This window comes from Marinobacter oulmenensis, from assembly GCF_014201735.1.
GTDB lineage: Bacteria > Pseudomonadota > Gammaproteobacteria > Pseudomonadales > Oleiphilaceae > Marinobacter > Marinobacter oulmenensis.
In genome coordinates, this window is sequence record NZ_JACHFE010000002.1 from 436068 (window position 1) to 448899 (window position 12832).

The following is a 12832-nucleotide window of genomic DNA, read 5'->3' on the forward strand; positions in this document are numbered from 1 at the left end:
TTGCTCTGAACAGGACACGCGGCCAAGGCAGGCTGCCCGAGACAACCAACCCACGGATGGAGACGGCTCATGGACGAGTCAGTTGCACTTCCTCGTTCGCTTTCTGAACTCTTCAACACCGAACTCTCCCAGTCTCAGCGCCTTCTGCGCCTGTCGGTGGGTGCGCCGCTGCTGCCCCACCGCCTCGTAGGTGAACAGCGCGTCAGCGAACCCTTTCGCTACACCCTGGACTGCTTCTCCCAGCAGGGCGATATTGAACTCAAAACTCTGATGGCCCAGCCGGCCCGCCTGTCGGTATTACAGGCCGATGGCGGCTACCGCCACCTGCACGGCCTGGTCTCCGAAGCCGCCCTACTGGGCGAAGACGGCGGCGTGACCTACTACCAGCTCACCCTGGTGCCCTGGCTCGAGATGCTCAAACTCGGGCGCAACAGCCGCATCTTCCAGAACCGCTCGGTGGTGGACATCCTCAGCCAGGTCTTTGACGGCCACGACCTGGCCCGGGGCGGCTACCGCTTCGACCTGCGCCGGGAGTACCCGGCCCGCAGCTACTGCGTGCAGTACCGGGAGAGCGACTTCCAGTTCGTCAGCCGCCTGATGGAAGAAGAAGGCCTGTGGTACTACTTCGAGCATTCGGGTAACGGAAATGGGGAAGACGGCGAAGGCAGTGAGAGTAGCGACGACAACCACTTCGACGGCCACCGCCTGGTCATCACCGACGACGTCGACACCACCGCCCCGGTCCAGCCCCGGATCATCCGCTTCCACCGCCAGGCCGCGACCGAAGCCGAAGACGCCCTGACCCAGTGGGGCGGCGTGCGCCAGCAGCAGCCCACCCGCGTCAGTATCGGCACCTTCGACTACAAACAACCGTCCCTGACCAAACGCACCGGCCTGAGCACCCTGCATGACCAGGGCAACCTGCCGGACGCCGAAGTCTACGACTACGCCGGCGAATACTATTACTACGGCCACGACCGCGGCGAACGCCTGAGTGCCAACCGTCTCGAAGCCCATGAATCCCAGGCCAAACGTTTCCGGGGTGCCGGCGGTGTCCGACAACTCGAAGCCGGGCGCTGGTTCGAACTCAGCCAGCACCCCCGCCACGACACCGGCGGCGAAGCCGAACGCCAGTTCCTGATCCTCGGCGTCACCGTCCACGCCGAGAACGCCCTGCCGGTCTCCGCCCACCTGAACGCCTTACCCGGCAGCCTCAAACCCCAGATCGACGCCGCCAAGCAGGCCCAGGGCCTGGCCGACGACAGCCCGGACGACATCAACAACGCCGGCAGCGGCCACTTCCTGGTGGAACTTCAAGCCCAACGCCGCACCCAGCCCTACCGTACCCGACTCATCCATAAACGCCCGGTGATCGGCGGCCCCCAGACTGCCACCGTGGTTGGCCCCGAAGGCGAAGAAATCCACACCGACGCCCTCAACCGGGTCCGTGTCCAGTTCCACTGGGACCGCCAGGGCCAGCACAACGAACAGGCCGGCGTCTGGCTACGGGTGGCCCAGCCCAACGCCGGCCCCGGCTGGGGCGGCGTATTCGTCCCCCGCATCGGCCAGGAAGTCATCGTCGACTTCCTCGAAGGCGACGCCGATCGCCCCCTGATCACCGGCCGGGTCTACAACGGCGAACAGCAACCCGACTGGCACAGCCACGGCCTGCTCTCCGGTTTCAAGAGCAAAACCTACAAGGGCAGCCAGTACAACGAACTGGTCTTTGACGACGCCACCGACCAGGAACGGGTGCGGCTGAACTCCGAAAACGAAAAGAGCCAGCTCAACCTGGGCTACCTGATCCACCAGAACGGCAACCACCGGGGTGGCTTCCGGGGCACCGGCTTTGAACTGCGCACCGACGCCTACGGCGCCATCCGGGCCAACGAAGGCCTGTACCTCACCAGTTGGGGCCAGATCGGCGCCAGCGGCGACCAACTTGATCTTACTCCAGCCCGACAGCAGATCCAGAGCGCCTGGCAACTGAGTGACAGCCTCAGCCAGAGTGCTGCAGACCACAACGCCGAGGCCCTAAACGCCACCGCCTACCTCAAACAGGCCGGAGACGACGCCGACGACAGCTACGGCACCAGCGAACAGCTCAACGACAGTGACCAAAGCAGCGCCGCCGGCGCCAGTGACAGTGGCGGACGAGGCGAAGCGGCCAGAATGAAAGCCCCCTGGCTGCACCTGGCCTCGCCAGCCGGCATCACGATGAGCACCCCGGAATCCACTCACCTGGCCCAGGGCAAATCCCTGAGCGTGGCCACGGGCGAGGACGTCAACGTTGCCACCGGCAAAAGCCTGGTGGCCTCCATCTCCGAAGCCCTGTCGCTGTTCGTGCAGAAGGCCGGCATCAAGCTGTTTGCCGCCCGGGGCAAAGTGCAGGTGCAGGCCCAATCCGACAACCTGGAAACCACCGCCCGCAAAGACCTGAACATCAACTCCAGCGAGGACAAAATCGACCTGGCCGCCGCCAAGGAAATCCTGCTGGTCAGCGGCGGCGCCTACGTGCGGATCAAGGATGGCGACATCCAGCTTCATGCCCCGGGCAAGGTGAACGTAAAAGGGGCGATGAAGAGTTTTGGCGGGCCCACGAGTCTGTCTCACACCTTCAATGCATTTCCCAAAACCGCTTTCCAAGAAACTTATAAAGCGAAGACCCGTGATGGACGCCCGCTGGCCAACCGCCCATTTGAATTGCAGCGAGATGGCAAAGTGATCCACACCGGTGTTACCGATGCCAACGGCGATACTCAGATTCAAAAAAGCGAATTCGTAGAAGGAATGGAAATCCTTTTCAGAGGACGATAGGGATGAGTCAGTACGACATCTACAATATCTTTGATATGGCTTCCAGCCACATGCGACCCAGTGAGGAACAACACGTTACCGAGGTGGTGCTTCATGAGGCCGTCATTCCGGTCATTTTCGTGCCCGGAGTAATGGGTAGCAACCTGAAAAACACCGAACAAGGTGGCAAGTGGCGTGTTGATGATATTTGGTCCGTTAGGGGGTGGATGACAAAATCTGCCCAAGACCGGAAAGAAATCCTGAACCCTCATCAGACCGAAGTAGACCCAGAAGGCAACGCCCCCACGGGAATCAAGCGTCGCTACATCGACTACCAAACCCGTCGATTCATTCCCGAAGAATCTCTGGCCAAAGCCCGCGGTTGGGGGGAGGTCGGCAAGATGTCCTATGGCGATTTTCTGGTGTGGCTGGAAAACCAACTCAATATCGACGATGACGCGGAATTTGAGGTAATGCAGAAGGACCTTGCGGCTTACTACAAAATCGTGCGCCAACTGCCGGAGGCTGAGGCAGAGTCTCGTGCCAACGCCAATATCCAAACACTAGGGCGATTCAACTTCCCGGTTCATGCATGCGGCTACAACTGGCTTCAATCCAACAAGGATTCTGCCGCCACTTTGTCCCAGCGCGTGGGGGATATAATTGCCGGCTATCAGGCCGCCCGAATGGATTGTCACAACGCGATTCTTGTCACTCACTCCATGGGCGGCCTGGTGGCCCGCTACTATTCGGAAGTGGATGGCGGAAAAGACAGCCTGCTGGGTATCGTTCATGGCGTAATGCCCACGGTCGGGGCAGGCGTCTTTTACCGGCGAATGAAATGTGGCACAGAGGGGGACTGGAAAGCTAGCCAGGTCCTAGGAGAGGACGGTGAGGAGATGACGGCAGTCCTGGCTCAGGCGCCAGGCCCTCTTCAATTGGTGCCCACCCCCCAATATGGCAGCGGCTGGCTAAGGATAGAACCGGAAGGTCAGCCTAACTTTGCCCTGCCCACCGGAGACGACCCGTACACCGAAATCTATCTTGAGCGCGAAAAATGGTGGGGCATGATGGAGCCGGAGTTGGCGATGCCAGAATTAGAGACTGAGTCACCTGACAGGCAACAAAAGTTGGAGACTAAATGGAAGTCTTATCAAAGCATCATTGTCGATAAGGTTAAGCCCTTCCACCAAGAGTTAACCAACAAATTCAATGCTGATACGTATTTGTTTTACTCTGATAGTGAGGACCACAAAAGCTATGGGACTATTTACTGGCGAGGGGAGGACATATCTGATCGGCATTTACGCCATCGGGCAGTGCTGAAAAACAACCAAATAGGAACGAAACGCACAACCCAAGAGTTCGATGCCCATAACAGCCGGCAGGTATACCAACGCTACACTGTCAGCGAACCGGATGAACCGGGTGATGGCACCGTACCCGCTCGCTCAGGATCTATCGGAACCGAAGGGGCAAAAGATAGTCTGATAGTCGCCACGGCACACGAGTCCGCCTACAACGATGCCTATGCGCGCGGGTTCACGCTAGGCTCGATACTGGAGATTGCCAGCACATGGTCCTGATGAAAGCACTGAACCGCATTATTCACCCCCAAAAAGGCTGGGGGCTTATCGCTATGACATCATTGATGATTCAGGGCTGTGGACAATGGGAACATGGAGTACCCGAGATGAATGAGCAGGAACGCCAAACGGTGGAAGCCTACATCAAAACCCAGGAACCAGTTTGCATCGGCCGTTTCCAGGTGGCCATGCCACAACAGTTCAAACGTCGTTACAGCACCCTCACCGTTAATGATGCTCAAATTAGCGCAAAGCACACCACCCAGCAGATGTTTCTGCGATTCATTCGTGAGCGTCGGGAGGAACTCGCAAGCACAGAAACATACCGCCAAAAGGATCGGCCGTACCTAAAGAATCTCTATCATGTTGATTCGGATACCGTCGTATTTGATCATAATGAAGACGACTTTACCCCCGACTCATCCAGGATTCTGGAAGGCTACCGCCTCGTGAACACTACGATGTTCAAGGTGAAGTTAAAGGCCATCGATATTGACGATGATCGTTATCAGGATCAGCGTAAGTTCAGGAAAACCAACAAGGCAGACCGACTGAAACAAGTCGAGCACTTGCTCAGGAATCTCAGCCCCCGCAAACCCCATGAAATCCCGGACACCCCAGGCTTATGCTTTGACGGCGGTTTCCTGGCCGGCGGCGCCGAAGAGCCTATACCTGGCGCAGCTTTGTCCTTTCGGGAGGAAACCGTCGCCATGACATTTGTTGATCGCCACTATCGGGATGTATACGTTCACTTTAACGCCAACTCCACCATCAAGACGGAAGATACCCTGCTGGACCGTATGGGGCGGGCGGAGTCTATTATGCAGGCGAAGGGAGACGACCACTTTGCGGTGCTCCGAAAAGGCAAGCTGGAATTACAGGGGATCGAGCAGGCAGAAGAGTGGTTGGGCACTGTTACCACCGATGAAGATGTTCGGGGAAATCACTTTATTATTGAAGCGAACAGTCAACGCGGCTCCGCTCGAGAGCCTAGGATTTCAGTCACCTTCATGAATGGAGAATACAGCCTGGTGGAAGACGACCACCCGCCGTTGAATCAAGCCTCCCTCACCGACGCCGAAGCTGCAGGACTTTGGGACGCCATTACCCGCAGCTTCCGGGCCAGAGACAACGCGTTCTGATTGGTCGAGCAGCTTCCGCCTCTACCCCGCCCCACTCCATCTCATCCAGGTTGGATGAGGCGAAATTGAGTGTCTTTCGTCCATAAAAAAACGGCTCCCAAAGGAGCCGTTTTCCGAACAGCGTCTTAAGACGTGATCAGTGCACGTGTCCGTGCTCCTGCTCTTCGTCAGTCGCTTCGCGGGTTTCTACCACTTCCACGTCGAAGTGCAGAGTCTCACCGGCCAGCGGATGGTTGGCATCGATAGTAACGGTGTCGTCGCCAACTTCCACTACGCGAACGATCTGGGGACCGCCCGGAGTCTGGGCCTGGAACTGCATGCCCGGCTCGATGGTGTCTACGCCTTCAAAGGCGGAACGCGGAACCGGCTGGACCAGCTCTTCATTAACTTCGCCGTAGCCTTCAGAAGGCTCAACGGATACTTTAACCTGGTCACCAGCGTCTTTCTCGGTCAGCGCACTTTCCAGTCCACCGATAATGTTTTGTGCACCTTCCACATAAGACAGAGGCTCACGACCTTCTACACGGGAGGAATCGAGTTGCTCTCCCTCATTGTTTGTGAGCGTGTAATGGATGGTGACAACACGAGGTTGGGCCATGTGATCTCCTTGCGTGTCGCAATGACTGTGTATTTTAAATGAGGGCAATCGAAAGTGATCGTGAACAGCCGGACTGAACAGAGGGACTAACGACCACCGGCCTCGTTAGAGAGCCAGGCTCGATAACAAGTGTGAAAACCCAGTTTAACAAGTGAAAGACTGCGTTTTCTACCTTATATATAGCGCTGCAAACCGGCTTTTCAACCGTTCTCGCCGATTTTCCAGAATTTTCCGTTGCTCATGACTCCGAGCTGGGTTTCACCGTCCACCACATGCTCGTCCACCAGGTCTGCCAGATCGTAAAAGGCGTTGGTAACCAGGCGGGCTTCCAGACCCCGGCGCACGCCCACCACCGGCCGCGGCTCCTCGCTGTCCGGATAGTTCTCCACTGTCAGCGGATAACGCTCGCCGATCTCCAGGGTTTCGCCCATGTTGGTGGTCACCGTGATCACCTGGTCGTCCGCCAGCCCGCGCACTTCCACGGAATGGGCTAGTAATGGCGTGTCCTCGACCTGGATCCGCCATTTCTCCACCGGGGTCACCAGGTAATACTCACCGTCATCCTCCCGCCGGAGTATGGTGGAAAACAGACGGATGGTGGCCTGGCGTGGAATCGCCCTGCCCTCGAACAGCCACTGGCCGTTGCGGCTGATGACCAGGTCCATGTCACCGGACAGCTCCGGGTGCCAATCCTCTATGGGTGGCAGATTGGTCTCCGGGGAAGCCTCTTTGACGGAATCGAATATGGCATCTGGGTTCATGGCGTTCGCTCAGGGTAGAAACTGGGTTTTCAGGTCAGCGCAACCGGGGCCGACCACGGGCATGTCGAGCACCACCGCCTGGGCGGTCATGAACGGAATGCCCTGTCGGTGGCCGTCCACCAGCAGCGTGGACAGCGCTCCCACCAATGGCATATGGGATACGATCATCAATGGTGAGGTATCGGTTTCCAGCAGCGCGTCCAGGCACTGGCCGGGGTCATCGTCCGGCGTCAGGAAAGGTTTTTCCGTGACCGGGCAGTTCATCACCTCGGCCACAATCGCCGCCGTCTGGCGGGCCCGGATATAGGGGCTCACCCAGAGCCGGGACGGCCGCCAGGAAGACCGGGCGATATCAGCAGCCACGGTGGCCACTTCATGGCGCCCGTGCTCGGTCAGTTCCCGCTGCTGGTCGAGGGTGTGCCAGCCAGCCTCACCATGTCGCATGATGATCAGATGCACGCGGAATCCTCCCGGCCTGGTCTCAAGATTACTGACTAATGGTTCGCGGCAGAATGAACTCCACATCGGAGTTCTGCACGGCCATCATCAGGCTGTTGATGACAGCATTGATGGACGCGCCTTCGTAAAGAATCTCGTAAAGGCCGCGAACCAGGGGCATGTAGATGCCAATGGCTTCGGACTTTTCCCGCACCAGCTTGAGCGTGTAGATCCCTTCGGCCACCTGGCCCAGTTCCTTGACGGCTTCTTCCAGTTGCTGGCCCTTGCCGATGGCAAAGCCGATCCGGTAGTTCCGGCTTTTGCTGGAAGTGCAGGTGGCGATCAGATCACCCACGCCGGCCAGGCCCATGAAGGTCATCGGGTTGGCGCCCAGGCTGACGGCAAAGCGGCTCATCTCCGCCAGCCCACGGGTAATCAGCATGGCCCGGGCGTTTTCGCCCATGTTCAGGGCTGCGCCAAGGCCGGCGACAATGGCGTAGATGTTCTTGAGAGCCCCGGCCAGTTCCACCCCGTACACATCCACATTGGCGTAAACCCGGAAGTATTCGCAGCCCAGCAGCGCCTGGACCTTGTGTCGTACATCCGGGTCTTTAGCGGCAATCACGGTGGCGGTGAGCTCACGGTTAACAATTTCCGCCGCCAGGTTGGGACCACTGAGCACACCGGAGCAGCAGCGGGGAATTTCTTCCTGGAGGATTTCGCTCATCAGTTTGAAGCCGTCCGCTTCGATGCCCTTGGTCAGGCTGACCACAATCTGGTCTTCGCGGAAGTCATCCTTGTGATCCCGGACGATGGAGCGGAAGGCGCGGGAGGGAACGGCAAGCAGGACGATGTCTGACTTGCTGAGAATATCTGCCAGATCGGTGCCCGGGCGGATGTCACCCTCAAGCCGCACGTCCGGCATGTAGCGTTTATTGATCCGGGTGGAGCGTATTTCTTCGGCCTGGGCCGGGTCGCGCATCCAGAAATGAACGCGATGGCCGTTTTCGCCAAGCACCTTGGCCATGGCGGTCCCAAAACTGCCGCCACCAACGACGGCCACATCATAGGCAGTCGCCCCGTCTGTACGGGACTCGGTATTGTCAGGCATATCAATTCCGTTGGCTGTTGTCGTGCCCGGCGGCGTTCGACAACCTTTGTATCAACTGGCTTCCTCGCACTCGAGGGCCCGCACCAGATTCTTGAATTCTTCCCGGTTCTTGCTGTTCATGCCCATCAGCACCTTGTGGGCGTCCAGCACCTTGTCCCGCACCTGCTGTTCACTGGCCTTCAGAACCGGAATTTCCTCCAGTTCTTCAATACGTGAGGCCGGCTCGCGCACAATGATGAAAATCTTGTCGAACCCCATGGAGGTGACAATACGGGTGATGTCGGGATTAGTGGATATCAGGGTCGGCAGGAACTGGCTCTTTTTCTGGGCAGCCAGGGCAATTTTCGCCAGCAGCCCCAGGGTGGTGCTGTCGATAATCTCGGTTTCGGTGAGGTCGATGACCACGGTCTTGAATTCGGGATCGTGGGTAATGGACTCAACCAGATTGTCCAGCGTAGAACAGAGATTCAGCCGGATCTCACCAATAAACTTCAGGACATATATGCCCTGCTTGTCTGCCTGCAGGATCTTGTAACCAGCCATTTTCACACTGCCACTATGTCGAGGACGTGTTCGTTGAACCTTGCACGCTATCGGTTACTGATACGATCGCGATATCGTCCGGGAGCTCTGCGGTCCGGTCCAGACCCAGAGCATCGCTCAGCGAGGCGATAGTGTGACTACCTCCTGATACGAGTTCAAGTAGTGTCTTCTCTTTTTCATCCAGCGATTTGGCCGGGATCACTTCCAGTATGCCGTCTGAAAACAGCAGAAGACGGAAAGGCCGATCCAGGCTCACGGTGTAAATGTCCCATTCCGGCGATTCAAACAGGCCGACCGGCAGCCCGCTGCCTTCCAGAAACTGGGTCTCGCCATCCTCGAACGACAGGATCGGCATGGGAAAATGCGCTCCCACCCCGTAACTGAGGGTTCGTTCTTTAATCGAGATAATTCCCACAAACACCGTGACATGCTTACCCAGCCCCGTATCGAGAAGCTCTGCATTGATACGCTCTAGAAAGCGATCCGGATGCAGGATATCGTCACTGGACTGGCGGCGCAGGTTGCGCTGCAGCCGGTTGGTGAGGTTCTTCAGTAGCACGGTGACAAAGGCAGAACTGGCACCATGGCCGGATACATCCGCGATATAGACCAGCACCTTGTCTTCGCCGATCGGGAAATAGTCCAGAAAATCCCCGCTGAGATAAAGCGAGGGTTTGATCATATGATCGATCTGAAGCCCTGAGATCTGGAAGTCGTTATCCGGCAGCATTTTCATCTGTACCTTGCGGCCGGCATTCTGATCGGCCCGCAATTCGGTGATGCCGCTGCGCAACTCCCGGTTGGTGTCTTCCAGCTCCTGCCGGTACAGCTGGTTCAGGCGATTGACCCGTACCCGGTCGAACAGTTTGTCGATGACATCGTCCAGGGCCCCCTTGTCGTCGTTGGAGGGCTTGAGTACCACATCCGAGGCGCCGGCACGCAGGGCGCGGATGACATCGGTACTGGACTCGCTGCTGGTGCAGGCGACGATGGGAATGAACCGCTCGGACTCCGCCAGCTGACGGGACAGCTCTTCGATGGTTTCCGGGGGAAGGTCTGCAAAGATGACATCCGGACTGTTATCGTCGCCCAGTTGATCCGTCGGGCCCAGGGCCGCCTGACCGGTTACGTAGAACCCTCGCGCCTCAAGGTAGCGTGACAGATCGGCACGGGCCTGGTTGTCGGCGTCGATAATCAGAATGCGCTCGGTGCGCGATGCCATGTTAATTGCCTTAAGCTGCCAGCGATAAACGAAAAATTGCCTTTCTTAGGCCTATTCTGGCACGCCGCTGTGATATAACAAGGTGCCAGAACCAATTTGGGAGTCACAGAATCATGCGTCGTGCGGTTAACGACCTGCTTGGAGCTTATGACAAGCTGATCATGGATCCGGTTCACGGAGGTATCCCACTTTACCGCCATGAGATCCAGGTTATCGATCACCCGCTGTTCCAGCGGCTGCGCAATATCTGCCAGAACGACATCCTGAGCCTGGTATTCCCGGGCGCCACCCACTCCCGGTTTCTGCACAGCATCGGTGTGATGCACGTGGGCACGCGCATGTTCCGCTCGATGATCAATGCCTACCTGCGCGAGCGTCAGTTAAGCGAACAGACCGACCTGGGGCTGGACCAGCTCGACGCCATTGATTACCTGGCCAAGACCATTCGCCTGGGCTGCCTGTTGCACGACAGCGGGCATTCCAGCTTCTCGCACCAGTTCACTCAGGCCCGGCGCATCCGGGACCTGATGTCCCGGACGGAACGGTTCCGCGATCTCTGGCAGGGAGTGGATTACTTCCGTTATTTCCGGGAGGAACCGGACGAACTGGAACACGAGCACTACTCCGTGCGCGTGGCCCATGATGTGCTCAATGCCATCGATCTGGAGGAAGCCGGCCTGCAGGCCGTGGATGTCATCGGCATCATGGAAACCACCGATGTGGAGCCCAGCGAGGCCTTCAAACGCCACGCCCACACCTTCTGGAACTTCATTGCCGGTGACGATGCCAGCGCCGGTTCGATCACCGAGGACCAGGTGCCGGGCCTGGTTATGGATCTGCTCGCCTCCATTGTCTCCGGTGAGATTGACGCGGACCGAGCCGATTACATGCTGCGGGATGGCTTTCACAGCTCGGTGACCATCGGTGGTTTCAATATTGACCACCTGCTGAGCAACCTGCGTTTTGGCTGGGATGTCCAGGAGCCCTGGATGGGGCTGGCGATTACCCAGAAGGGCCTGGGAGCACTCGAGGATTTCGTTTACAGCCGCTACCAGATGTACCGCAAGGTCTACGCCCACAAGACGGCGCTTGGCTTTGACTGGCTGCTGCGTGAAGCGATCAATGAAGTTCTCGAAGACCCGGAAAACTTCGAATGGATCGACACCTGTCTGAGTGACATGAGCTATTTCGCGGAGTTGACCGACAACTTCTTCTGGGAGGCCTTCCGGAAAGTTGCCCGGCGCCAGCCACGCAGTTACTCCTTCTGCATCGTCAACCGGGTGCGGCTGGACCAACTCGACACCCGGGAAAACCTGTCTGCCAGCGAGATCGACGCCCACAGCCAGTGGCTCGCCGGGCAGCTGGCAATCAAGCCTTCCGAGGTGGTCACCTGCTCCATGCGGGCCCGCTTCTCCAACATCCAGGACAACTTCAACGGCATCAAGGTACTGGTGAAAGAACCGATCACCCGCGCCCGGTCGCTACACCGGATTACCGATATCAGTGCGTTTTTCTCCAAATTCGGTGACGGCACCATCACCCACTTCTATCGCCGGCCGGACGTCAGCAATGGCCGGGCACCGGGCCTGACGGAATAACCGTCAGCCCGCCCCGGTCATGGCCTCCACCAGCGACCGGGCACTGCTCCAGGCGCCCTCGACACGCCCGCCGGCCAGCCAGTCCCCGGCCAGCCCGACGCCCTGTTCCGCCGCCAGCAGGTATCCGGGGTTATGCCCCTGAACTGACCGGGCGTATAGCCAGCGGTGAGCCTGACTGTCGGAAGACTTTCCCCGATAGCCGGTCAGATCCCGGAAGGCTTCGAACAGTAATGCCGGAATTTCCCCGGCGGGAGTCTGCAGGTGCCGGTTGGTCCACTCCGGCGTGGCGTGCAAGACCCACCACTCGCCCTGATGGCCTGTCCGACCCGGTTTGGAGGTGTTATTGGCGACCCAGAACAGGATTTCGCTGTCCGGGCGCATGCCCTGATACCGGCAAGGCACCGGGTCTGTGAGCTGCACAGCGGCAGCCCAGCACGGCAGCATGTCCCCAGCTGCATCCACTACCTGATCCCCGAGCCCCGTCAGGCCGCTGTCGGCCAGCAAATGATGTGCCTGCGCCGGCGGCGCGGTGATAATAACCTGGTCATATTCACCCTGGTCCCGGCCTTCGGTGCAGCGCAGTTGCCAACGCTCTCCGGCACTGGCCAGCAGCCCGATACGGGTATTGGCATGCACAGTCACGTGGCCCGACAACGCCCGGGAAATCGCCGTCATCCGGGGCACACCGACATACCGCTGTTCATCGGGGAAGGCCTCCCAGCGCTTGTCCGGTTGCTGGAAACCGAACTCACCGTTCCAGACATCAAACGCCGTTTCTCCGGCCCAGCGGTTCAGGAAATACCGGAACCCGGGGTCCCGGATGGTGAAGTACTGTGCTCCGATGTCTGCCGACTCGCCCTCACCCACGCGCTTGGCCGAAAGGCGCCCACCCGGGCCGCGACTCTTTTCGAAAACGGTTACCCGGTGGCCCTGGTCCTGAAGCAGAATGGCCGAAACCAGGCCCGCCAGCCCTGAACCAATTACCGCGATGCTGCGTAGGTGTGAAGTGTTCGATCCGAGTTTAGGCATGGTAGACA

Annotated in this window: 11 protein-coding genes; 4 read left to right on the forward strand and 7 right to left on the reverse strand. The window is 58.7% G+C overall.

What is annotated here, in order from left to right:
* Nucleotides 1–69: 69 nt before the first annotated feature.
* Genes HNR38_RS05270 through HNR38_RS05280 form a run of 3 tightly spaced genes read left to right on the forward strand, consistent with a single transcriptional unit; the run spans nucleotide 70 to nucleotide 5524 of the window.
* On the forward strand, nucleotides 70–2817 hold the full coding sequence (locus tag HNR38_RS05270; RefSeq protein ID WP_221275675.1) for a type VI secretion system Vgr family protein: 2748 nt from the start codon (nucleotides 70–72) through the stop codon (nucleotides 2815–2817).
* Between the two features lie 2 nt (nucleotides 2818–2819).
* Entirely contained in the window at nucleotides 2820–4382 is a 1563-nt protein-coding gene (locus tag HNR38_RS05275; RefSeq protein ID WP_183700498.1) for an esterase/lipase family protein, read from the forward strand.
* Nucleotides 4373–5524 carry a T6SS immunity protein Tli4 family protein gene (locus tag HNR38_RS05280; RefSeq protein WP_183700499.1) on the forward strand — a complete coding sequence of 384 codons (1152 nt, stop codon included), beginning with the start codon at nucleotides 4373–4375 and terminating at the stop codon, nucleotides 5522–5524. The genes HNR38_RS05275 and HNR38_RS05280 overlap by 10 nt, the downstream gene beginning before the upstream one ends.
* Nucleotides 5525–5660: 136 nt before the next feature.
* On the opposite strand, the gene HNR38_RS05285 is transcribed toward HNR38_RS05280, so the two are convergent.
* From HNR38_RS05285 to HNR38_RS05310, 6 genes are all read right to left on the reverse strand, one after another.
* Entirely contained in the window at nucleotides 5661–6122 is a 462-nt protein-coding gene (locus HNR38_RS05285) for an FKBP-type peptidyl-prolyl cis-trans isomerase (protein WP_183700500.1), read from the reverse strand.
* 200 nt (nucleotides 6123–6322) lie between these two features.
* Nucleotides 6323–6883 carry a DUF1285 domain-containing protein gene (locus HNR38_RS05290; protein WP_183700502.1) on the reverse strand — a complete coding sequence of 187 codons (561 nt, stop codon included), beginning with the start codon at nucleotides 6881–6883 and terminating at the stop codon, nucleotides 6323–6325.
* A 9-nt stretch (nucleotides 6884–6892) separates the two neighbouring features.
* Complete coding sequence (gene sixA, locus HNR38_RS05295; protein ID WP_183700504.1) at nucleotides 6893–7342, reverse strand: phosphohistidine phosphatase SixA; 450 nt, start codon at nucleotides 7340–7342, stop codon at nucleotides 6893–6895.
* Between the two features lie 28 nt (nucleotides 7343–7370).
* Entirely contained in the window at nucleotides 7371–8432 is a 1062-nt protein-coding gene (locus HNR38_RS05300) for an NAD(P)H-dependent glycerol-3-phosphate dehydrogenase (RefSeq protein WP_183700506.1), read from the reverse strand.
* 51 nt (nucleotides 8433–8483) lie between these two features.
* On the reverse strand, nucleotides 8484–8975 hold the full coding sequence (locus HNR38_RS05305) for an STAS domain-containing protein (protein ID WP_183700508.1): 492 nt from the start codon (nucleotides 8973–8975) through the stop codon (nucleotides 8484–8486).
* A gap of 13 nt (nucleotides 8976–8988) precedes the next feature.
* Nucleotides 8989–10197: a PP2C family protein-serine/threonine phosphatase gene (locus tag HNR38_RS05310; RefSeq protein ID WP_183700510.1), complete on the reverse strand. Its 1209-nt coding sequence runs from the start codon at nucleotides 10195–10197 to the stop codon at nucleotides 8989–8991.
* Between the two features lie 113 nt (nucleotides 10198–10310).
* Between HNR38_RS05310 and HNR38_RS05315 the strand changes: the two genes are divergently transcribed.
* Nucleotides 10311–11795, forward strand: a complete 1485-nt coding sequence (locus HNR38_RS05315; RefSeq protein WP_183700512.1) for an HD domain-containing protein — start codon at nucleotides 10311–10313, stop codon at nucleotides 11793–11795.
* 3 nt (nucleotides 11796–11798) lie between these two features.
* Here HNR38_RS05315 and HNR38_RS05320 read toward each other — a convergent pair whose 3' ends face one another.
* Nucleotides 11799–12824, reverse strand: a complete 1026-nt coding sequence (locus HNR38_RS05320) for an NAD(P)/FAD-dependent oxidoreductase (protein ID WP_183700514.1) — start codon at nucleotides 12822–12824, stop codon at nucleotides 11799–11801.
* Nucleotides 12825–12832: the final 8 nt, after the last annotated feature.

Coding starts and splice junctions, on each gene's coding strand:
- HNR38_RS05270 (WP_221275675.1), top strand. CDS start 70: ATGGACGAGTCAGTTGCACTTCCTCGTTCGCTTTCTGAACTCTTCAAC.
- HNR38_RS05275 (WP_183700498.1), top strand. CDS start 2,820: ATGAGTCAGTACGACATCTACAATATCTTTGATATGGCTTCCAGCCAC.
- HNR38_RS05280 (WP_183700499.1), top strand. CDS start 4,373: ATGGTCCTGATGAAAGCACTGAACCGCATTATTCACCCCCAAAAAGGC.
- HNR38_RS05285 (WP_183700500.1), bottom strand. CDS start 6,122: ATGGCCCAACCTCGTGTTGTCACCATCCATTACACGCTCACAAACAAT.
- HNR38_RS05290 (WP_183700502.1), bottom strand. CDS start 6,883: ATGAACCCAGATGCCATATTCGATTCCGTCAAAGAGGCTTCCCCGGAG.
- HNR38_RS05300 (WP_183700506.1), bottom strand. CDS start 8,432: ATGCCTGACAATACCGAGTCCCGTACAGACGGGGCGACTGCCTATGAT.
- HNR38_RS05305 (WP_183700508.1), bottom strand. CDS start 8,975: ATGGCTGGTTACAAGATCCTGCAGGCAGACAAGCAGGGCATATATGTC.
- HNR38_RS05310 (WP_183700510.1), bottom strand. CDS start 10,197: ATGGCATCGCGCACCGAGCGCATTCTGATTATCGACGCCGACAACCAG.
- HNR38_RS05315 (WP_183700512.1), top strand. CDS start 10,311: ATGCGTCGTGCGGTTAACGACCTGCTTGGAGCTTATGACAAGCTGATC.
- HNR38_RS05320 (WP_183700514.1), bottom strand. CDS start 12,824: ATGCCTAAACTCGGATCGAACACTTCACACCTACGCAGCATCGCGGTA.